The following is a 20,044-nucleotide window of genomic DNA, read 5'->3' on the forward strand; positions in this document are numbered from 1 at the left end:
ACTGGAGGAAATATGAAGCTAAATAATAAAGGATTAACATTAATAGAGCTCATTACGGTTTTATCAATTTTTTCGCTGTTTATACTTATTTCTTTTCCTTCAACAAATTTTTTTAAAAGCAGTACATCGCAGTTCAGGCTTAAAATATTGGCATATGAAGTGATAAATGATATAAGGTATATACAACAAAAAAGTATATTTGAAAATGAGTCGTTAAACATAGAACTATTTGAGGATCATACAGGTTATTTTATAAATAAGCCCGGGAATCTTATGAATACGAGAATTAAGATAAAAAAATTACCTAAAGGTATGTATATATATAAGCTTATTGATAAAGACAATCCTTTTAAGGATAGTATAAATAAAAAGACGATATATTTCAGCAATCTTGGAGCCCCAAATGGTGGATGCACAATTGTACTACAAAATGATTTAAATCGTCAGATTAATATAACAATTCTGCCGGCAACAGGAAGAACTATGATAAAAGGGGATTATTAAAGTGAATAATATAAGGCATTTAAAAGATGAATTTGGAATGACCTTAGTGGAAGTTTTAGTTTCAATAGCTATCTTTGTGATAGCAGCAGTACCGCTTTTAGGTTGTTTTTATGAATCTGTCATAACAAATGCAGATTCTAAAATTAAAACAAAGGAAGCAACGATTGCACAGAGGGTTGTAGAAAATATTAAATCAGGCAATGTCAAAGACAATAAAGATGTACAGGAAAAAATAACACCATTGTATATACAAGAAGGCTATTATCCATATATACCTAATGGATACCCTAAAAATTTTACTGACAACGTTATGGAATATAAAGTGGAGGTAAAAAAACTAAATTCCAAATTGGCGCCATATACCTTATTTACTGTTGCACCGGCAACAAGCATAACATCATATTTGCCACCTCCAATATTGCAACCATAAAACTCCTCCTGCATTACAATGGTGGGATCCAAATTGTGATTGGAGGTGGTTTTTTGAACCGGAAAAATGGAATTGGCAATAAAGGCTTTACATTGGTTGAGGTGTTAGCTACCCTTGCTATTCTTGGTATTGTCATATCTATATATTCATCATTATATTATTCGGGATATAAGGCATATGATAATACACAAAAAAATATCGATGTCGAACAAAATGTGAGATATGCCATGAATTATATAGTTGATAAAATTAACCAAAGTACAAATAAAAACAATATCTCACCTTATACAGATTCAAATGGGAATTCAGGAATTAAAATAGATGACCAAAATATAATCCTATATAACAATGTTAAACATACAATATGCGCATATGGGAATAATGGCAATGAAATTGCTGTAAATATATATGGTTTTAAGGTGATACAAAAAAATAACAATATAATATATATTGAGATAACAGGTCATAGCAAGAATTCTTTAAATACGTATACATTATCAACAGATGTTTTTTTAAGGAAGTGAGGTTATGTCAAATAATAAGGGTTCAGCCTTGATATTTACACTAATGGTTATATTAATACTTTCTGTTCTTGGGGTTGCTGTAATTGAGATGTCCTTATATGAGTATAAGGTATCATATGCATATGCGAACAGTATTTCAGTTGATTATTCTGCAGAAGCGGGTCTTGATATTGCAAAAGGATGTTTTAACAATAATGAATTAATAAATATTAAAAGTATTATGGATGAAACGAAGAATAACATCATAAATCAATATCAGCAAATCAATCAAGAACTTTTGTATACTGCAATATATCAAGCTGTAAGAAAATATCTCGAGGGTAGTTCTCCTGATTATAAGGATGGTATTTTTACTAATTACATTGGTAAGACATATTCATTAAATGATAATGTATCAGATATTAAAAATGCAACAACAATTAGCAGTATGAAAATTACAGATACATATATCTTTGATAAAAATAATCCATTGCCAAAATTCACAATTCAAGTTGAAACAATAGGTACCTATAGGAAACTTAAAAAATACGGTCATGCTGTTTTGATTCTTGACTTAAATAAACAGGGCAATCCATTATCTATAAAAAACTGGATAATCGATTCAAATCAATCATAATAGAGGGAGTGTTGTATAATGTTTTTAAAAAATTATATGGAAGAAGCTGTAAAAGGGATGCTTGATAATGTCTTAAAAGACCTTGATGTATGTAAATGTGACAGGTGTAAACTTGATATTATGGCACTTGCTTTAAATAACCTGCCTCCTAAGTATACAGTAACTGAAATAGGTGAGCTATATTTAAGAACAAATGAACTTCAGCAGCAGTTTGAAGTAGATATTGTAAGTGCAATAATAAATGCAGCACAATATGTAAACAAGCATAGACGCCATGAGGAGGCATAGTATGTTATGTATTGAAATCGGAAACTACCATATAAAAATTGGTGAATATGATAAAAAAGAAAGGTTATTAAAAAATAAAATCATAGAAAAAATACCTATAAATTGTATTAAAAATGGAGAAATAGTTGATGTTAATACATTATCAGAATATATAAGCAGTATTATAGAAGATAAACATATCAAGAAAAAGAATCTTTCTTTTTCTATATCAAGTACTGATATTATAATCAGAGAAATAAGCATGCCGACAATGAAGGAGGAGGAACTTAAGAATGCGCTTCAATATGAAATAGACCAGTACATACCAGATATTGACGACTATGTTATAGATCACAAAATACTCGGAAAATTATCTGATAAGGATAAAAACATAAGGGTTTTGCTGGTCGCAGCACCGAAAAAAATTATTGATGGATATGTAAAGCTTTCTGATATGTTACATCTACAGCTTGATGTTATAGATGTATACAATAACTGCCTTTATAAGGCATTAAAAAGATTATGTAAAATAGAAGGAGTTACAGCTGTTATTGATATCGGAGCGCTGTATACGAACGTGACAATTCTTGATGGAAGCAACTATGTATTCGGTAGAATGATATTATTTGGCGGTAATGAATTGACACAAATTATCGCAAACACGTATAATATAGATATTAAAACTGCAGAAGCATATAAAAGGACAAAACCTTTTTTAAATGGTACCGAAAAAGAAAACATAGAAGATATTATTGCAATCCCATTAAAGGATATAAACAGGGTATTTGATTTTTATACATCCACACATAATAAGGGTATAGATAAAATTTATCTGATAGGAGGTACATCTCTGCTTGTTGGTTTAAGTGAATATATTGAGGATTATTTTAAAATACCTGTAACAACTTTTGTTGATGATGACTATATTTATTATTTACCCATTTTGGGTTGTCAGATAAGGGGTGAATAGTGTGAAGGACATAAATCTTATTCCCAAGGAGATAAAGGATAGAAAAATAAACAGCAGGAAAAAAATAAATAATATGATAATATGTATTGTCAGTATATGTGTCTTTCTATCAATAATACTTATTCCAAATTTATATATGAAGATATTAAACAGGAATATCAATGTTTTAGATACCAAACTTAAACAGATGAAAACTGTATCAGAATTAGATAATAAAATACAGAATAATATTGATTATCTTAGGCAAAAACAAGCATTGATAAAAAAACTTAAAGTCAAGAAGTTTGATATGGCTGAAATACTTAAAGATTTATCCTTAAACATACCTGAAAAGGTATCAATAAATGAAATAAAATACAAAGATAATATTGTAGAAGTTTCGGGTGAAGCGATTTCAAATAAAGATATTTCGTATTTTATGCTTAATCTAAGGGCTTTAAAATATATTGAGGATATTAATCTTATATCTTCACAAGCACTAAATAATGGACTTATAAAATATATGTTACAGATAAAGCTTAAGGTGGTATAATTAATGAAACTGACAAATAGGGAAAAGGTTTTAGTTGCAATAACTGTTACGATAGGAATTATTACCTTGTATTATCAATTTATATTATCAACCCAAATATCAAATATTGGTAAATTAAATGTAGAAATAGATAAAAGGAAAATAAAATTAAATAAATTAAGCATGCTGAATGAAAACAACTTAAATGATAGGCTTGTAAAGATAGAAGCATCATTAAAAAATTCAAATGATGAGTTGCCGGATAATAAAGATATTGAAAATTTTCTTATTAAATTAGATGATATCATATCATCAACAGGTGTTACCTTTATGGAGGTAAACCTTACTAATCCCAGTGACAACAAAACCCAAAACCAGCAAACAGTATCAATCACTCAAGAGCAAAAGCAACAGGGAAGTAATGGAGATTCTGCATATGTAAAAATACCAATTATCATTAAAGTTTCTGGTAACTATGAAAAAATTTCTGCATTTATTAAAGGTATTCAAGATTTAAAACGAATTAATTCTATAAATACGGTTGATATATTAAAAAACAAAGATTCAGATAATCTTACACTTACAATGGATGTTATAATATATTCTGTAAAAAATACGGGTGGAAGCTGGTTGAATACAATGCTGGTTAAAGGGAAATCCGATCCATTTAAATCTTTAATTAATATTCAAACACCACAAAATAATCAGCAGGAGCTGCCTAGACCCGATATAAACAAAATAATAACGGATAGTGTTAATACTGTTATAAATAATATGATAAAGACTCCTGCGAATCAAAACAATGGGCAGGTAAATTCGGAACAAAACACACAACAAAACACACATACTAATGCATCTGGAGGAAAAATTAGTCAATGAAAAACATTGTTTTAACTGGTTTTATGGCAACAGGCAAAAGTACAATAGGTAAAAATGTTTCAAAAATAATGAGCTTTGGCTTTATTGATACAGACGAGCTGATAGAAAAAATTTGCGGCATGTCTATATCAAAAATTTTTGAAATACATGGTGAAAGATATTTTAGAGGTATAGAAAGAATAGCTGTAAGAAGAGCAGCAAGGTTAAAAAATTTCGTTATTTCGACTGGCGGTGGTGTTGTGTTAAATCCCTCAAATATAGTACAATTAAGAAAAAATGGTGTTGTTATTTGTTTAAAAGCAAGACCAGAGATTATACTTAGGAATATAGGTAAATCAAAAAAAAGACCATTGCTGCTTCAAAGTGATCCCATAATCAAAATAAGGCAGTTGCTGGATGAAAGACAGCATTATTATAAGTTCGCGGATTTTACTATAGATGTATCCGATATGAACGTAAGCGAAGCTTCAGCGGCTGTTATAGAAGCATACTCAAAACTTAAGGAAGTGTGATAACATATGAAAATCGTTGTAAAAGTAGGTACAAGTACATTGACATACGAAAATGGGCAGTTAAATCTTGAAATAATGGAAAAATTGTCGCGCCAGATATCAAATTTGCAAAATAGGGGGGATAAGGTTATATTAGTTACATCAGGAGCAATAGGAGCAGGTATGGGAAAACTCAAAATAACAAAAAAGCCAAAAACTATTCCGGAAAAACAGTCTCTTGCTGCTATTGGACAGGGCTTACTGATTGAACTTTATGAGAAATTTTTTAACGAATATGGCAAGGTTACTGCACAATTACTCTTGACAAAAGACGATTTTTCTACTAAGGAAAGGTATCTTAATATTAGTTATACACTTTCAAATTTACTTAATTTTGGGGTTGTACCTATAATTAATGAAAATGATACAGTTACAGTTGATGAAATAAAAATAGGAGATAATGATACATTATCGGCACTTGTTGCAGAACTGATTGAGGCAGATTTATTAATAATACTTACAGATATAGATGGACTTTACGATAAAAATCCTGCAATACATGATGATGCCGTGCTTATAGAAGAAGTAAAAGAATTCTCGGATTCCTTGTTTGATATAGCTGGTGTTGCAGGCACAGAAAGAGGTACAGGAGGTATGTATACAAAAATTCAGGCGGCTAAAATATGTTGGAATTCAGGAATCAAAATGATAATAGCAAATGGTAAGGAAGAAAATGTTTTGAATAAAATAGCAAATGGTGAAAAAATAGGCACAAGTTTTATTCCTATGTCGAATCCTATTAGTAGTCGAAAAAGATGGATTGCCTTTAACGCAAGGACAGAAGGTTATATTTTTATTAATGTTGCTGCTGCAAATGCCATATTAAAAGAAAGAAAAACCCTTCTTCCAAGTGGTATTACTAATATTGAAGGTGAATTTTCCACGGGAGATTGCGTAGGTATAATTGATTCATCAGGTAAAGAAATTGCCAGGGGGCTTATTAATTATTCTTCAAGTGAACTTAATAAAATAAAAGGATTAAAAACAAAAGAAATCGAAACAGTATTAGGATATAAAAGCTATGATGAAATAATACACAAGGATAACCTTGTAATAATAGTTTAAAATTAGGAGGTATAAAAGATATGGAAATTAAAATAAAGGCTGAAAAGGCAAAAATTGCATCAAGAAGGCTTTCAATTTTAGATGAAAATATAAAAAATTCTGCTCTTAAAAATATGGCAGATGCACTTATTAAAAACAAGGAAACAATATTAAAAGCAAATGAAATAGATGTAGAAAATGCGAAAGCAAGAAATATTTCAAATGCATTAATTGACAGATTAAGGCTTGATGATAAGCGTATAGAGGGTATGGCAAAGGGGCTTCTTGAAATAGTTATGCTTCCTGACCCTATCGGAAATATAGAGAAAATGTGGAAGAGACCGAATGGTCTTAGAATAGGCAAAATGAGATGTCCTATAGGTGTAATTGGAATCATATATGAATCAAGACCCAATGTAACAGCAGATGCTGCCGGTCTTTGCCTTAAATCCGGCAATGCTGTAATATTAAGGGGGGGCAGTGATGCGATTAATTCTAATAAAGCCATTGCTATTACATTATCAAAAGCTGCTTGTGAAAAAGGAATTCCAGAAGGTTCAATACAGCTAATCGAAGATACTGGTAGAGAAGAAGTTAATCAAATGATGAAATTAAATGGGAAAATTGATTTATTGATACCAAGAGGTGGGGCTGGTTTAATACAAAATGTTATTAAGAATTCAACGATACCTGTCATTGAAACAGGTGTTGGAAATTGTCATGTCTATGTTGATTTAAGTGCCAATCAGAATATGGCATTAGACATTATAGTAAATGCGAAAACTCAAAGACCCGGCGTATGCAATGCCATTGAATCTGTTCTTGTTCATAAGGATATTGCAAAGAGTTTTTTACCTATTATGGTAAAAAAATTGTCTGCCCTTAAGGTTGAAATAAGAGGATGTAATGTTACAACGAAAATATGCCCAGATGTTAAAGAAGCAGGGGAAGAGGATTGGGGAACCGAATATCTTGACCTTGTACTTGCAGTCAAAGTAGTAAATGATATTGAAGATGCACTAAATCATATAGCTAAATATTCTACAGGACATTCAGAAAGCATTATAACAGAAAACTATGACAATGCAATGAAATTTTTAAAATCGGTTGATTCAGCCGCTGTATATGTAAATGCTTCAACAAGATTTACAGACGGCAGTGAATTTGGCTTTGGTGCAGAAATAGGTATAAGTACTCAAAAAATACATGCAAGAGGTCCTATGGGTTTGGAAGAACTTACAAGCTATAAATATGTAATATTAGGTAATGGACAGATAAGAAAATAAATTTTGAATGTGAGGTGAGTATATGAAAAGAGTACTTGTTATTCACGGACCCAATATTAATTTTACAGGTACAAGAGAGCAAAATGTTTATGGTGAGATAAATTATGAAGAAATAAATAATATAATTAAAAGAGAGGCTTCTAAGCTTGATATAGCAGTAAAAATACAGCAGACAAATAGCGAAGGAGAGATAATTAATTTTATACATTCTGCTCAAAATAATTTTGATGCCATAATAATAAATCCAGCTGCATATACCCATTATAGTTATGCTATAATGGATGCCATTGGAGCTGTTCAGATTCCTGCGATTGAAGTACATCTGTCAAATATACACAGCAGAGAAGAATTCAGGAGAAAATCTGTCATTGCAAGCAAATGCATTGGGCAAATATCTGGTTTTGGTCCTTATAGTTATGTGCTGGCATTAAATGCCATCAAATTGCTGGAGAATTCAATGGAAGGATGATTGATATTTGAATTGTAGATTAAATATACTGAAAAGCCTATTAAAGGAAAGAGAAATTGATGCGTTTTTAATTCTAAAACCTGTAAATGTTACATATATTACCGGTTTTACCGGTGATGACAGTGTTGCAATTATAAGCAGGGATGTTTCGGCTTTTATTACAGATTCAAGGTATGTTGAACAAGCACAAGATGAAGTATCTGGCTTAGAAATCTTACAGTATAAGTATACTATGAACGATGCGATAAAAGAATTTGTTGACAAATTTAATATTAAAAGATTGGGCTTTGAAGAAGATTTTATTACGTATGCTCAATATAGTTCTTTACACAAAAAATTATGCATTGATTTAATACCTCAAAAAAATTTAATAGAAGATATGAGAAAAATTAAAGATGACAGTGAAATAGAAAACATAAAAAAAGCACAGTATATCACTGATGAGACCTTTAAATATTTTCTTTCTTATATAAAAATAGGGATGGAAGAAAAATATATTGCTGTTGAAATGGAATACTATATGAAAAAACTTGGAGCAGAGGAAAAATCCTTTGATTTTATAGTGGCATCCGGCAAAAGGTCGTCACTACCCCATGGCAAGGCATCCAAAAAAAAGATAGAATATGGTGATTTTGTAATATTTGATTTTGGCTGTAAGGTAAATGGATATTGTTCTGATATGACGCGGACAATTGTAATGGGGAAAGCCAGTGATAAACAGAAAGAGATATATAATATTGTTCTCGAAGCACAAATGAATGCTATTAACAATTTAAAATCGGGAATAAAAGAATGTGAAGGAGATAATCTTGCAAGAAAAATAATAAATGACAAGGGATATGGAAAGTATTTTGGGCATTCTTTAGGACATGGTGTCGGTCTTGAAATACATGAGGCACCATTAATGGGAACCATGGGACAAAACATTTTACAACCTAATATGGTGGTTACTGTAGAACCCGGAATATATATTTACGATTTTGGTGGCGTAAGAATAGAAGATATGGTATTATTAAAAGAGGGAGGAGTTATAGATTTAACTAATTCACCAAAGCATTTAATTGAAGTAAAGTAATGATGGAGGGATATTAATTGTTATCAGCAGGAGACTTCAGAAAAGGTGTTACAATTGACATTGACGGTCAGATTTTTACAGTAGTGGATTTTCAACATGTAAAACCAGGAAAAGGCGCAGCATTTGTTAGAACAAGGCTAAAAAACATTGTGACAGGTGCTGTCGTTGAAAGAACTTTTAATCCAACAGAAAAAGTTGAAGAAGCAATAATTGAAAGAAAGGATATGCAGTATCTATATAATGATGGCAACTTATATTATTTTATGGATACTGAAACCTATGAGCAGATTCCTTTAAATTACAGCAAGGTTGAAGAAGCAATGAAATTCTTAAAAGAAAACATGAAGGCTACAATAAAATTCTATAAGGGTGAGGCATTTTCAGTTGAACCACCAACCTTTGTTGAGCTTGAGGTCATTGAGACAGATCCTGGTTTTAAAGGTGATACTGCAACAGGGGGTTCAAAGCCTGCAAAAGTGGAAACAGGTGCAGTTATTCAGGTGCCGCTATTTGTAAATATCGGTGACATAATAAGAATTGACACAAGAACATCAGAGTACTTAGAAAGGGTATAAATTACTTAGATTATTAAATAATATTTATGAGGAGGTAAAACAGATGGAATATTTAAATGAAAGAGTAGCATATTTAAGGGGTTTAGTCGATGGGTTGGGAATAGATGATAATACAAAAGAGGGAAAGGTGCTTTTAGCTATTATTGATGTACTTGAGGATTTCGCAGATGCTGTGAATGACCTTGAGGAATCTCAATCAGACCTTGATGCGTATGTAGATGCAATAGATGAAGATTTATCAGATGTTGAAGATGAAATTTATGATAATGATGAAGAAGATGAATATGAAGATGAATACGATGATGAATATGATGATGAAGAATATGTTGAAGCGGAATGCCCACACTGCCACATGCTTATGAGCATTGAACGGGAACTTCTTGATGACAAAAATACAGAATTGGTTTGCCCGCATTGCAATAAAACAGTGGAAGTAAAAGATATAAAGGTTTTAGAAGAGGACAATGAAGATTAAACAATTTTATTTTCTGAATGATAGAAAGATGTTTACTATATTTTAGTAAGCATCTTTTTTTATTCATAAAAATAGAGATTATAAAATATAATTTTGTAGAGAGGAGGACATGTTAATGAAAAACGAAAGTAAAAATTATATTGAATTACTAAATTCTCTGCCCTGCAATGTTAGGAATATAGTAAAAAGATTATCAAAAAATGTAGTACAAAAGATGGAAGAGATACGCCTTCGTGTTAACAACCCCTTAATGATTCATATGGATAATGAAGAAAAATTTATTTCTTCTTCTGGAGAAATAGTTGATATGTTTAAAGATTCTTATATAGTTACACAGGAGGATTGTGAAAAAGCAATACAATTGATATCAAAATCTTCTATATATGCATTTGAAGAAGAAATAAAAAATGGTTTTATAACATTAAAAGGTGGTTATAGAGTAGGTATATGTGGAAAATGCGTTCTTGAAAAAGGTGAAATAAAAACTATAAAAAATGTATCTGGATATAATTACAGGATAATGAGGGAATTAATAGGCATATCTGATGAAATAATGAAATACATACTATTGTCACCAGATATAGTTTATAATACCTTGATTATATCTCCTCCGCAATGTGGTAAGACGACCTTATTAAGAGATATTGCAAGGAATATTAGCAATGGAATACCCCAAATGAACTATAAAGGACATAATATAGCTATAGTGGATGAAAGGTCGGAAATTGCAGCATGCTATAATGGTATTCCGCAAAATGATGTCGGCTACAGGACAGATGTATTAGATTGCTGTCCTAAGGATACCGGAATAATTATGCTTATAAGATCGATGTCACCTGATGTTCTTATAACAGATGAAATAGGGAAAATAGAAGATATAAAGGCAATACATGAGGCCTTAAATGCCGGGGTAAAAATTATAACAACTATCCATGGTTATAATATTAATGACATTATGAGAAAAGAATACATAAAAGAATTAATAACAGAAAAAGAATTTAACAGATATATAGTTTTAAGTAATAGATTTGGAGCCGGAACAATAGAAACAATTTTAGATGATAACCTTAAAGTAATTTTTAAAGGACCATACAGGGGGAAGGTTTCAATATGATAAAAATAATTGGGATGATTATGATTTTGATATCATCCACATTAATAGGATATATTATTTCTTTAAGATATTCATTAAGACGATGGACATTAAAATGTCTTATCTCAAGTTTAAACCTGCTAAAAACTGAGATTTCCTATTCAAAGACGCCGCTTTCAGAGGCCTTTGAAAAGATATCAGAAGTTTCGGATTCCAGTATAAGATTTTTATTTTCTAATACCGCAAAAATTCTTAATTTAAATGAAGGATATACAGCAGGTGAAGCATTGGAAATATCTTTAAGCAAATGGAAAGATAATAATTTCAATAAAGATGATATAGAAATAATCAAATCTTTAGGATATGGGCTTGGTAATTCAGATGGATATAATCAGGAAAATAATTTAGAACTTGCATTAGAACTTTTAAAAAAGCAATTAGCAGATGCAGAAGAACTTGGAAAAAAGAATGAAAGACTTTATAGAAATTTAGGTTTTCTAATAGGGGTTGTTATAGTAATACTATTCATATAGGGGGAGATGGAAATGAGCATAGATATAATTTTTAAAATTGCAGCAGTAGGGATTTTAGTAACAGTATTAAATCAGATATTAATAAGGTCAGGAAGGGAGGAACAAGCAATGATGGTAACACTGGCAGGTATAGTTGTTGTTTTAATGATGGTAATAACAATGATAAACAATTTGTTTACAGCTGTTAAGTCAATTTTCCAATTATATTAGGTGATATTATGGAAATCATTCAAATTGTTGTAATAAGTATAGTTAGTTTGATAATTCTTGCATTACTTAGGAAAACGAATCCTGATTTAGCTATTGTAATTAGTCTTATAACGGGAATAATAATATTTTTTATAGTTATTCCAAAGATTAGCTCTATTATATCTGTTTTAAATACATTATCTAATAAAAGCGGTATTAACAATATATATATTAAAACAGTTTTAAAAATAATTGCAATAGCATATATAGCAGAATTTGGTTCACAATTATCAATTGATGCAAATGAAAAAAATATTGCATCCAAGATTGAACTATCGGCAAAAATTATAATTATTTTTTTATCACTGCCAATAATAATTGCACTTATGGAAACTATAGTTTCCATAATGCCGTGAGGTGTTTAACATGCGGAAAAGTATAATTTTAATTACAATCTTAATTTTATTAACAGTTTCAATAAAAGTGGTTTATGCAGATGATAACTTGGATATAAAATCACAAATACAAGGTGTTGATACACATGAAATAGATTCGCTTTTAAATGGAATTAATGACAAGAATGGCAATATAATGCCGGTAACAAATATAAAAACATACATAACTAACATGCTTTCAGGAAAACAGACTTTTAATATAAAAGATATTTTCAATAATATATTAAATTTATTTTTTAAAGAAATATCATCATCTATAAAGTTACTTATTCAGTTAATAATTTTGGCAATAATAAGTGCTGTACTTACAAATATTGAGGGTTCTTTTGAAAGGGAAGGGATAAGTCAAATAGCATTTATTTCCGTATATGCTGTTTTAATAATTATAGCAATAAAAAGTTTTATGGGAGCACTTACAATAGGCAGGGATACCATTAACAGCATGGTTGATTTTATGCAGGCTGTTTTGCCTATGCTTATAACAATGTTGGTTTCTGTTGGCGCAATGGTATCGGCATCTTTTTTTCAACCAGCAGTAATTTTGGCAGTTGAATTTACAGCACAAATAATAAGGGATTTTGTTTTTCCTGCCATTTTATTTATGACTGTAATAAAGATAGTGAGTAATATATCCGACAAATTTAGTCTTAACAAGCTGGCTGATTTTATAAAGACAGTTTGTACAGGGTCTTTATCAATATTATTAAGTATTTTTTTGGGCATTATTACAATACAGGGCTTAACCTCATCAATAGCCGATGGCGTTCTGTCAAGAACTGCTAAATATGCTGTAGGCACATTTCTACCGGTTATCGGTGGAATTTTGTCAGAAAGTATAGATGCAATAATAGGAGCATCATTTTTAATAAAAGGTGCAGTTGGTACTTTTGGATTAATTGCAATTATTATGATATCGGCATTGCCCCTTATAAAACTCATGGTACTTCTGATTATATACAAACTGTCTGCAGCTTTAGTAGAACCTATAGCCGACAAAAAAATAGTTGCTTTTCTATCTGATCTATCTACATCTATAACATACATTTTTGCTGCACTTGCATCTGTAACAGTAATGATGTTTTTATCCATAACTGCTGTAATAAGTGCTGCAAGTGTAAGTGTAATGATGAGGTAGGTGAAGAACATGGAATTAGTTAAAAATTGGATTATTCAAATTGCATATATTTCCATATTATCTGTTATATTTGAATTTATGATACCCTCATCAAATTTAAAAAGGTATGTGAAGGTTGTAATAGGACTTATTATAATGATAACCATAATAAATCCTGTTTTAAACTTTTTAAAGGGTGGATTTGATATAAATAATGCTGTAATTAGCAGTAGCTATAATTTAGAAAGATTTGATGTAAATACAGCTTCAAAAGAGGCAAACAAACAAAGAGATATGCTTATAGGAAAAGAATTTAAAAAAAGACTATGTGAACAAATTAAATCAAGAATTTCATCGAAAATAAATGCATCAAATATAGATATAAATCTTGATATAATTGATGATATTAATGATAAAAACTTTGGCAAAATAAATAATCTATATATAGCATTAACAAATCCTACAGAAAAAAACGGAGATGATGATAAAAAAATAGAAAATATATCTGTTAAAATTACTAATTCCTCTAATGGGAAAATTGATTTAAATGATATTAAAAATGATATAAGTACCTTCTATAATGTTCCACTGAAGAATATAACTATAAAAGAGAATTAAAATGCAAGGAGGGATAAGATGTGTATCTTAACAAACTAAAGGAAAAAATATTAAAGACAGACAGTAAAACCGTCCATGACCTCATTATAATATTTATAATTGGTTTAATTATATTAATTGGCGCAAGTGTCTTTGTTAAACCACAACCTACAAATAAAAACAGCGATAAGCAGATGGTAATAAAACAAGATATAAATAATGATTACGCAAAGGAAGTAGAAAATAATTTGGAAAATGTACTTTCTAAAATACATGGGGTGGGAAAAGTCGATGTAATGATTACCTTGAATACAGATGAAGAAGTTGTAGCAGCAACGGATTCTGTACAATCTGAAACTTCAACAAATGAAAAAGATAATAATGGAGGTACTAGAGTAACTACACAGACAGAAACAAATAATAAAATAGTTACATCCCAAACAACTACTGGGCAAAATCAACCTATAATCTTAAAGAAAGTAATGCCGGAAATAAGAGGTGTTATTGTAGTTGCAGAGGGTGCCGATAACCCCAATATCCAATATCAACTTTTATCTGCAGTACAAACAGCCCTTGGTATACCGGCATACAAAGTAAAGGTAATTTCATCAAATTAAAATCTTAGGAGGTATAAAAATGATGTATTTAAAGAAAAAATCAATATCAATAATTTCATTGATCTTACTAATCGCAATTGCATTTGTTATTAATTATACTTATCAAAATGAAAGCAATAAAGAAACAGGGGGTAAAAACCAAGTAACGAATACAAGCCAAACAGAAAAAGTAAAGTCTCTAAATACAAGCAGTACCAATACTTCATCAAAGGCTTTATCAAGCAGCTTAGCGTCAGGCTTGTTTGCTTCATACAGAGAAGAGAGAGAAGTAAATAGGAGCCGCAGTCTTGATGCCCTTAAAGAAATTGTAAACAATAAAAACACAACAAAGGAAACAAGGGATCAAGCACAAAATCAGATAATTAAACTAACAGAAGTCACACAAAAAGAAATGGCAATAGAAAATCTTATTAAAGCGAAAGGATTTCAAGATGCTGTTGTTCTTATAGATAATGACACGGCAAATGTCATTGTTCAAGCAGATAAATTATCTGAACAGGAGGTAGCACAGATACAGGATATTGTCACAAGACAAACAGGGATATCTATTGATAATATCAAGATAATGAATAGAATTAATTAAATTTGTTTGTAAAGTAAATTTTTTTTTGCTATAATATTATTATGAAAGGAGTGTAGATTATGGAGGAAAATATAAGTCAAGACTTAGAATTTGGCTCAATAAAGATTTCAGATGAGGTTGTTGCTATCATAGCAGGAATTGCAGCAACTGAGATACCTGGTGTTGCAGGTATGAGTGGCGGTGTAGTAAATGGAATTACTGAAATGTTGGGAAGGAAGAATCTTTCAAAGGGCGTCAAGGTCGAAGTCGGCGAAAAAGAAACAGCGATAGACTTATTTATAATAGTTGATTATGGTGTACGAATACCAGAAGTTGCATGGAATATTCAAGAAAATGTAAAAAAATCTGTAGAAACAATGACGGGACTAAAGGTTGTAGCAGTTAACATACATGTACAAGGTGTAAATATGGAGAAAGAACAAAAATCACAAGAAAGCGTAAAAGCAGATTAATTCAATATTCAAAACCCTCTGGCAAAGACAGAGGGTTAAATTTAAATTGGAGGGTAGGTATTAATGAAAGTTATTGATAGAATTTTAATTATAATTTTTATCATTGTAATTGTGTTACTATCTATTTTGCTAATCGGTTTAGGATTTAATTTAATAAAGGTAAATGATATTATTCCTGCGCTTGAACAAATACAAAACAATTGGTTATACGCATTGATTGGAATTCTGACTGTTGCAGCAAGCGGTTTATTGTTTTTTTCTGGAACAAATAAAAATTCCACTACTAAGTCGATAATAATTAACAGTAATTATGGTGATATTGGCATTTCATTTGATACCATTATAAGCTTAGCAGAAAGAGAAGCAAGGAATACAGAAGGAATAAAAACCAAAAATATATATGTATCAAGGAATAATGATAAAATAGTTTTAAATATGGATATTACAGTATTACCAGACTTAAATATACCGGATATAATTAAGAATTTACAAAAGGATATTAAAGAGTACATAGAAGGTACAACATCAATTTATTTGGATAATATCTATGTAAATGTAATTAATTTAAATTCCTCAATGAAATTAAAGGTGGAATGATTATGCATAAAGATGAATTACTGCTAATAATAAAAAAAAATGGTGGGAAAATCTTAGGAGTAATTTTGGGTTTAATCATAGCCCTATGTATTTTATTTATTGGTGTTTTTAAGACTATATTTATTGGTTTTGCAATTTTTTTGGGTTACTATATTGGTAGTAAGTTTGACTCAGGAGAAAGCTATGATGACTTTTTTAACAACTTGCTTCCTCCATGGAAAAAAGGGAGATGATTAAATTAAATGAATAGAACAAAAGCCAGGGAATGGATAATAAAGATGTTGTATCAATATGATGTATCCAAATTGGATATTGATATAATACTTGAAAACTTTTTTAAATCAAATAAACCCGGTGAGCAAAAAGATTATATAGTACAATCTGTTTATGGTATTATTGAAAACATAGATGAAATAGATAGCAGGATAAAAAAGTATTTAAAAAATTGGGATATTAATAGGATAGCTAAAATGGATTTTGCTATTTTAAGATGCAGTTTTTATGAAATACTATATAGAGATGATATACCTGTAAGTGTAACGATAAATGAAGCAATAGAAGTTGCAAAAGAATATAGTACAGAAAAGTCACCCTCTTTTATTAATGGAATTCTTGGGAATCTTGTAAAAGTAAAAAAATAAAGATTATGATTATACATGCAATATATTAATGACAATCATAAACAGTGGAGGTTATTTAATGTTTTTAAAGGCTCTCGAGGTAAAAGAAGTAAATGAATATATTAAAAAATTAATTAATGGTGATGTGATTTTAAGAAATTTGATGGTAAAAGGTGAAATTTCAAATTTAAAGTATCACAATCAAGCATTGTTTTTTACCTTGACAGATGAAACTTCATGTCTAAAATGTATTATGTTTAAAGAGTTTATTGAGGACTTTGATATCAAATTACAAAATGGTATATCGGTAGTAGCAACCGGAAAAATATCTGTATATGAAAGAAGCGGAACATATCAATTATATGTTCAGAAAATAAAGATAGATGGAATAGGAGCATTATATATCTCATTTGACAAATTGAAGGAAAAATTGAAAAATGAAGGTCTTTTTGATATCAGCCGAAAAAAACCTTTACCTAAAAACCCAAAAAAAATTGGAGTTATAACATCAATGAAAGGTGCAGCTGTACATGATATAATATCTGTATTAAAAAGAAGAAAACCATCAATAGACATAATAATCATGCCAATACTTGTCCAAGGAAATTCAGCGGCAGATGAAATTGAAAAAGCATTATATATACTAAATGAAAGAAATGATATTGACTTAATTATCTTAGGTAGGGGAGGCGGATCTTTTGAAGATTTATTCCCATTTAACGAAGAAAAAGTTGCAAGGGCAATATCTCAATCTAAAATACCGGTTATATCAGCAATAGGACATGAAACGGATTTCACAATATCTGATTTTGTTTCGGATTTAAGGGCACCTACACCTTCTGCGGCTGCAGAACTTGCAGTGTTAGACATGAATATATATATAAATCAGTTAAGTAATATAAAATATAGATTGCAGGAGACGATATTAAACATAATAAAAAACAGAAGGGATTATGTTAAGATATTAACCTCAAAGCTTTTTCGTGAAAATCCTGTAAGGCAAAAAGAAGAATTTAAAAGAAGATTAAAAGATTTAGAAAGAATAATGTATAATAGTATAAATAGCATAATTAATAACAAAAAAGCCAATTACATAAGAATTATAGACAAATTAAATTCTTTAAGTCCGTTAAATGTATTAAAAAGGGGATATACAGTTGCAATGGATAACAATAAGAAGGATATTATAACATCAGCAAAAAAAATTGAGAAAAATGACTGTATATATGTTCTTTTTAAAGATGGAAATATTAAATGTATTGTAGATGAGGTGCAGTATGATGAATGAAGAATTGAATTTCGAAGAGAATATGGACAGGCTTGAAAAGATAGTTTCAGCTCTTGAAAGAGGCAATTTGACCCTTGACGAATCTTTTAGGCTTTTTAAAGAGGGACTTGATATATCTAAAAAGCTTGAGGAGATATTAAATGATATTGAAGGGAAAATTACCATATTAATAAATGGGAAAGAAGAAATTCCTTTCGATTTTCAGGAGGAAAAAGATGTTTAAAGAGGAACTTAAAAGAATAGTGAACATAGTAGATGAAGAACTTAAAAAACTACTTGATATAAGTGATAAACCTTCGATTTTGTTTGATGCAATGAGATACAGTACTTTTGCCGGTGGCAAAAGATTAAGACCGGTTCTTTGTATTTCGACATGCGAACTTGTTGGCGGAAGCATAAAAGATGTATTACCGGTAGCTTGTGCAATAGAATTTATTCACACTTATTCTTTAATACATGACGACCTTCCTGCAATGGACAATGATGATTTAAGGAGGGGAAAACTCACAAATCATAAGGTTTTTGGAGAAGCCATAGCGATATTGGCTGGTGATGCATTGCTTAATTATGGTTTTGAAATCTTAATACAGTATGCACTTGATAATCCAAGGCTTTGCAACAATATATTAAAGTCAACAAAGGAAATTGCAAATGCTTCTGGAGGCAGGGGTATGGTTGCTGGACAGGTGATAGATATCTTATCGGAAAATAAAAATATAAGCATCGAAGAACTCGAATTTATGCATAAGCGTAAGACAGGAGATTTGATTAAAGCAGCAGTGAGTTCTGGTGCATATATGGGTGGTGCAGACGAAGATACGGTGAATAAATTAAAATGTTTTGCGGATTATATTGGACTTGTATTCCAAATAAAAGATGATTTACTCGATGTCTTAGGTGATGAAAAAAAACTCGGTAAAAAGACTGGAAGTGATTCGAATAACGGAAAATCAACATTTATTACAGTATTTGGACTAAAAAGGTCTAATGAAATGGTTAATGAATTAACTTTAAAAGCAAATGAAATATTAGATTTTTTTGGAACAAAGGGAAATTTTTTAAAAAACTTAGCCAATTATATGGCAGAACGAGCAAACTGATGATTGAAAGAGCATAGCTATACCCGATATAGTTAATACGTATAATACATGCAAAATAGTTTATATTGGTCAAGTACTTACCCAAAAGGCATTTGATAATAATATTTCCTGTATGGTATAATTTATTATGTCTTGAAGTGGCACAGTATCCTAGCTAGTCAGTACTGTTAATTCTAAGGACGGGCCTAAAAATCCGTCAAGGGCATATCGATGAAGTTCTTGGTGCTGGCTTTCGACGCCCAGTCGAGGGCTTGTGCTGGGAGTTAAGGAGAGAGGGGCGATCTGCAATGGCATGCGGGCGTTGACCCCCTCTCCGTGGAGACCTATTCCCGTGGTAGTTTGCCACGGCTTAGGGTGAACCTGCTTAGCGGTGAAAAGCTGTGGGTAGTGTAGCCTGCCTTGAGTGATTCCGGTGGAAACCAGTTTAAACCTTAATTCAAAGAGCTCTTGGATTTAGGCTATTGCTGGTTAAACCCGAATTGCAAAAGAGGATAGGAATTAACAGGCTGTAGAGGAAAGCTCCTAGGCTGTTCGAAAAGAGGTATATTGAGGATTACAGTGTGGACTAAGTGGTAATCCAGTTCTACCATTGGCAACAAGGTAGAGATAGATTTAATGAGAAATCGCCGA

Annotated in this window: 30 protein-coding genes; all 30 read left to right on the forward strand. The window is 30.7% G+C overall.

Annotated elements, in window-relative coordinates:
* Window positions 1–12 precede the first annotated feature (12 nt).
* The 30 genes from AC0LWJ_RS02575 (at window position 13) to AC0LWJ_RS02720 (ending at window position 19,414) form a co-directional block, all read left to right on the forward strand.
* Window positions 13–504, forward strand: coding sequence for a prepilin-type N-terminal cleavage/methylation domain-containing protein (locus tag AC0LWJ_RS02575; protein WP_474236943.1), 492 nt, complete (start codon window positions 13–15; stop codon window positions 502–504).
* Between the two features lies 1 nt (window position 505).
* Window positions 506–934 (forward strand): type IV pilus modification PilV family protein, encoded by a 429-nt coding sequence (locus tag AC0LWJ_RS02580; RefSeq protein ID WP_474236942.1) that lies wholly within the window; start codon window positions 506–508, stop codon window positions 932–934.
* Between the two features lie 53 nt (window positions 935–987).
* Window positions 988–1,458, forward strand: coding sequence for a PilW family protein (locus tag AC0LWJ_RS02585; RefSeq protein ID WP_474236941.1), 471 nt, complete (start codon window positions 988–990; stop codon window positions 1,456–1,458).
* Window positions 1,459–1,462: 4 nt separating this feature from the next.
* Complete coding sequence (locus AC0LWJ_RS02590) at window positions 1,463–2,074, forward strand: pilus assembly PilX N-terminal domain-containing protein (RefSeq protein WP_474236940.1); 612 nt, start codon at window positions 1,463–1,465, stop codon at window positions 2,072–2,074.
* Between the two features lie 18 nt (window positions 2,075–2,092).
* The gene (locus AC0LWJ_RS02595; protein WP_284679202.1) at window positions 2,093–2,362 is read left to right on the forward strand and encodes a late competence development ComFB family protein; all 270 of its coding nucleotides are present in this window, start codon (window positions 2,093–2,095) and stop codon (window positions 2,360–2,362) included.
* A 1-nt stretch (window position 2,363) separates the two neighbouring features.
* Window positions 2,364–3,311 (forward strand): type IV pilus assembly protein PilM, encoded by a 948-nt coding sequence (pilM, locus tag AC0LWJ_RS02600; protein WP_474236939.1) that lies wholly within the window; start codon window positions 2,364–2,366, stop codon window positions 3,309–3,311.
* A 1-nt stretch (window position 3,312) separates the two neighbouring features.
* Window positions 3,313–3,843 (forward strand): PilN domain-containing protein, encoded by a 531-nt coding sequence (locus tag AC0LWJ_RS02605; RefSeq protein WP_474236938.1) that lies wholly within the window; start codon window positions 3,313–3,315, stop codon window positions 3,841–3,843.
* A 3-nt stretch (window positions 3,844–3,846) separates the two neighbouring features.
* Window positions 3,847–4,701 (forward strand): type IV pilus inner membrane component PilO, encoded by an 855-nt coding sequence (locus AC0LWJ_RS02610; protein ID WP_474236937.1) that lies wholly within the window; start codon window positions 3,847–3,849, stop codon window positions 4,699–4,701.
* Entirely contained in the window at window positions 4,698–5,213 is a 516-nt protein-coding gene (locus tag AC0LWJ_RS02615) for a shikimate kinase (RefSeq protein ID WP_474236936.1), read from the forward strand. The genes AC0LWJ_RS02610 and AC0LWJ_RS02615 overlap by 4 nt, the downstream gene beginning before the upstream one ends.
* A 6-nt stretch (window positions 5,214–5,219) precedes the next feature.
* A complete protein-coding gene (gene proB, locus AC0LWJ_RS02620) occupies window positions 5,220–6,317 on the forward strand; it encodes a glutamate 5-kinase (RefSeq protein ID WP_474236935.1) in 1,098 nt (365 codons plus the stop codon).
* Between the two features lie 20 nt (window positions 6,318–6,337).
* A complete protein-coding gene (locus tag AC0LWJ_RS02625; RefSeq protein WP_474236934.1) occupies window positions 6,338–7,582 on the forward strand; it encodes a glutamate-5-semialdehyde dehydrogenase in 1,245 nt (414 codons plus the stop codon).
* A 22-nt stretch (window positions 7,583–7,604) separates the two neighbouring features.
* Window positions 7,605–8,051 (forward strand): type II 3-dehydroquinate dehydratase, encoded by a 447-nt coding sequence (aroQ, locus tag AC0LWJ_RS02630; protein WP_474236933.1) that lies wholly within the window; start codon window positions 7,605–7,607, stop codon window positions 8,049–8,051.
* A 7-nt stretch (window positions 8,052–8,058) separates the two neighbouring features.
* Window positions 8,059–9,126, forward strand: a complete 1,068-nt coding sequence (locus AC0LWJ_RS02635; RefSeq protein WP_474236932.1) for an aminopeptidase P family protein — start codon at window positions 8,059–8,061, stop codon at window positions 9,124–9,126.
* 17 nt (window positions 9,127–9,143) lie between these two features.
* Window positions 9,144–9,701 carry an elongation factor P gene (gene efp / locus AC0LWJ_RS02640; protein ID WP_474236931.1) on the forward strand — a complete coding sequence of 186 codons (558 nt, stop codon included), beginning with the start codon at window positions 9,144–9,146 and terminating at the stop codon, window positions 9,699–9,701.
* Between the two features lie 43 nt (window positions 9,702–9,744).
* Window positions 9,745–10,176: a CD1247 N-terminal domain-containing protein gene (locus AC0LWJ_RS02645; RefSeq protein ID WP_474236930.1), complete on the forward strand. Its 432-nt coding sequence runs from the start codon at window positions 9,745–9,747 to the stop codon at window positions 10,174–10,176.
* A gap of 115 nt (window positions 10,177–10,291) precedes the next feature.
* The gene (gene spoIIIAA / locus AC0LWJ_RS02650) at window positions 10,292–11,290 is read left to right on the forward strand and encodes a stage III sporulation protein AA (RefSeq protein ID WP_474236929.1); all 999 of its coding nucleotides are present in this window, start codon (window positions 10,292–10,294) and stop codon (window positions 11,288–11,290) included.
* Complete coding sequence (spoIIIAB, locus tag AC0LWJ_RS02655) at window positions 11,287–11,802, forward strand: stage III sporulation protein SpoIIIAB (protein WP_474236928.1); 516 nt, start codon at window positions 11,287–11,289, stop codon at window positions 11,800–11,802. The genes spoIIIAA and spoIIIAB overlap by 4 nt, the downstream gene beginning before the upstream one ends.
* Window positions 11,803–11,814: 12 nt before the next feature.
* Window positions 11,815–12,012: a stage III sporulation protein AC gene (spoIIIAC, locus tag AC0LWJ_RS02660; protein WP_284679189.1), complete on the forward strand. Its 198-nt coding sequence runs from the start codon at window positions 11,815–11,817 to the stop codon at window positions 12,010–12,012.
* Window positions 12,013–12,020: 8 nt separating this feature from the next.
* Entirely contained in the window at window positions 12,021–12,407 is a 387-nt protein-coding gene (gene spoIIIAD, locus AC0LWJ_RS02665) for a stage III sporulation protein AD (protein WP_474236927.1), read from the forward strand.
* 10 nt (window positions 12,408–12,417) lie between these two features.
* Window positions 12,418–13,581, forward strand: coding sequence for a stage III sporulation protein AE (gene spoIIIAE, locus AC0LWJ_RS02670; protein ID WP_474236926.1), 1,164 nt, complete (start codon window positions 12,418–12,420; stop codon window positions 13,579–13,581).
* Between the two features lie 9 nt (window positions 13,582–13,590).
* Window positions 13,591–14,178 (forward strand): stage III sporulation protein AF, encoded by a 588-nt coding sequence (gene spoIIIAF / locus AC0LWJ_RS02675; protein ID WP_474236925.1) that lies wholly within the window; start codon window positions 13,591–13,593, stop codon window positions 14,176–14,178.
* Window positions 14,179–14,198: 20 nt separating this feature from the next.
* Entirely contained in the window at window positions 14,199–14,774 is a 576-nt protein-coding gene (gene spoIIIAG, locus AC0LWJ_RS02680; RefSeq protein WP_474236924.1) for a stage III sporulation protein AG, read from the forward strand.
* A gap of 19 nt (window positions 14,775–14,793) precedes the next feature.
* Complete coding sequence (locus tag AC0LWJ_RS02685) at window positions 14,794–15,357, forward strand: SpoIIIAH-like family protein (protein ID WP_474236923.1); 564 nt, start codon at window positions 14,794–14,796, stop codon at window positions 15,355–15,357.
* A 59-nt stretch (window positions 15,358–15,416) separates the two neighbouring features.
* Window positions 15,417–15,809, forward strand: a complete 393-nt coding sequence (locus AC0LWJ_RS02690; RefSeq protein WP_474236922.1) for an Asp23/Gls24 family envelope stress response protein — start codon at window positions 15,417–15,419, stop codon at window positions 15,807–15,809.
* A 63-nt stretch (window positions 15,810–15,872) separates the two neighbouring features.
* The gene (gene amaP, locus AC0LWJ_RS02695; protein ID WP_284679182.1) at window positions 15,873–16,406 is read left to right on the forward strand and encodes an alkaline shock response membrane anchor protein AmaP; all 534 of its coding nucleotides are present in this window, start codon (window positions 15,873–15,875) and stop codon (window positions 16,404–16,406) included.
* Between the two features lie 2 nt (window positions 16,407–16,408).
* Window positions 16,409–16,639 carry a DUF2273 domain-containing protein gene (locus AC0LWJ_RS02700; RefSeq protein WP_474236921.1) on the forward strand — a complete coding sequence of 77 codons (231 nt, stop codon included), beginning with the start codon at window positions 16,409–16,411 and terminating at the stop codon, window positions 16,637–16,639.
* Between the two features lie 9 nt (window positions 16,640–16,648).
* Window positions 16,649–17,047, forward strand: coding sequence for a transcription antitermination factor NusB (gene nusB, locus AC0LWJ_RS02705; RefSeq protein ID WP_474236920.1), 399 nt, complete (start codon window positions 16,649–16,651; stop codon window positions 17,045–17,047).
* Window positions 17,048–17,105: 58 nt separating this feature from the next.
* On the forward strand, window positions 17,106–18,314 hold the full coding sequence (gene xseA, locus AC0LWJ_RS02710; RefSeq protein ID WP_474236919.1) for an exodeoxyribonuclease VII large subunit: 1,209 nt from the start codon (window positions 17,106–17,108) through the stop codon (window positions 18,312–18,314).
* Entirely contained in the window at window positions 18,307–18,537 is a 231-nt protein-coding gene (xseB, locus tag AC0LWJ_RS02715) for an exodeoxyribonuclease VII small subunit (RefSeq protein ID WP_474237062.1), read from the forward strand. The genes xseA and xseB overlap by 8 nt, the downstream gene beginning before the upstream one ends.
* Complete coding sequence (locus AC0LWJ_RS02720; protein ID WP_474236918.1) at window positions 18,530–19,414, forward strand: polyprenyl synthetase family protein; 885 nt, start codon at window positions 18,530–18,532, stop codon at window positions 19,412–19,414. The genes xseB and AC0LWJ_RS02720 overlap by 8 nt, the downstream gene beginning before the upstream one ends.
* Window positions 19,415–20,044: the final 630 nt, after the last annotated feature.

The organism is Aceticella sp. 75b-Ac, assembly GCF_056032965.2.

Coding starts and splice junctions, on each gene's coding strand:
- AC0LWJ_RS02575 (WP_474236943.1), top strand. CDS start 13: ATGAAGCTAAATAATAAAGGATTAACATTAATAGAGCTCATTACGGTT.
- AC0LWJ_RS02590 (WP_474236940.1), top strand. CDS start 1,463: ATGTCAAATAATAAGGGTTCAGCCTTGATATTTACACTAATGGTTATA.
- AC0LWJ_RS02595 (WP_284679202.1), top strand. CDS start 2,093: ATGTTTTTAAAAAATTATATGGAAGAAGCTGTAAAAGGGATGCTTGAT.
- pilM (WP_474236939.1), top strand. CDS start 2,364: ATGTTATGTATTGAAATCGGAAACTACCATATAAAAATTGGTGAATAT.
- AC0LWJ_RS02610 (WP_474236937.1), top strand. CDS start 3,847: ATGAAACTGACAAATAGGGAAAAGGTTTTAGTTGCAATAACTGTTACG.
- AC0LWJ_RS02615 (WP_474236936.1), top strand. CDS start 4,698: ATGAAAAACATTGTTTTAACTGGTTTTATGGCAACAGGCAAAAGTACA.
- proB (WP_474236935.1), top strand. CDS start 5,220: ATGAAAATCGTTGTAAAAGTAGGTACAAGTACATTGACATACGAAAAT.
- AC0LWJ_RS02625 (WP_474236934.1), top strand. CDS start 6,338: ATGGAAATTAAAATAAAGGCTGAAAAGGCAAAAATTGCATCAAGAAGG.
- aroQ (WP_474236933.1), top strand. CDS start 7,605: ATGAAAAGAGTACTTGTTATTCACGGACCCAATATTAATTTTACAGGT.
- AC0LWJ_RS02645 (WP_474236930.1), top strand. CDS start 9,745: ATGGAATATTTAAATGAAAGAGTAGCATATTTAAGGGGTTTAGTCGAT.
- spoIIIAA (WP_474236929.1), top strand. CDS start 10,292: ATGAAAAACGAAAGTAAAAATTATATTGAATTACTAAATTCTCTGCCC.
- spoIIIAB (WP_474236928.1), top strand. CDS start 11,287: ATGATAAAAATAATTGGGATGATTATGATTTTGATATCATCCACATTA.
- spoIIIAC (WP_284679189.1), top strand. CDS start 11,815: ATGAGCATAGATATAATTTTTAAAATTGCAGCAGTAGGGATTTTAGTA.
- spoIIIAD (WP_474236927.1), top strand. CDS start 12,021: ATGGAAATCATTCAAATTGTTGTAATAAGTATAGTTAGTTTGATAATT.
- spoIIIAE (WP_474236926.1), top strand. CDS start 12,418: ATGCGGAAAAGTATAATTTTAATTACAATCTTAATTTTATTAACAGTT.
- spoIIIAF (WP_474236925.1), top strand. CDS start 13,591: ATGGAATTAGTTAAAAATTGGATTATTCAAATTGCATATATTTCCATA.
- AC0LWJ_RS02685 (WP_474236923.1), top strand. CDS start 14,794: ATGATGTATTTAAAGAAAAAATCAATATCAATAATTTCATTGATCTTA.
- AC0LWJ_RS02690 (WP_474236922.1), top strand. CDS start 15,417: ATGGAGGAAAATATAAGTCAAGACTTAGAATTTGGCTCAATAAAGATT.
- amaP (WP_284679182.1), top strand. CDS start 15,873: ATGAAAGTTATTGATAGAATTTTAATTATAATTTTTATCATTGTAATT.
- AC0LWJ_RS02700 (WP_474236921.1), top strand. CDS start 16,409: ATGCATAAAGATGAATTACTGCTAATAATAAAAAAAAATGGTGGGAAA.
- nusB (WP_474236920.1), top strand. CDS start 16,649: ATGAATAGAACAAAAGCCAGGGAATGGATAATAAAGATGTTGTATCAA.
- xseA (WP_474236919.1), top strand. CDS start 17,106: ATGTTTTTAAAGGCTCTCGAGGTAAAAGAAGTAAATGAATATATTAAA.
- xseB (WP_474237062.1), top strand. CDS start 18,307: ATGAATGAAGAATTGAATTTCGAAGAGAATATGGACAGGCTTGAAAAG.
- AC0LWJ_RS02720 (WP_474236918.1), top strand. CDS start 18,530: ATGTTTAAAGAGGAACTTAAAAGAATAGTGAACATAGTAGATGAAGAA.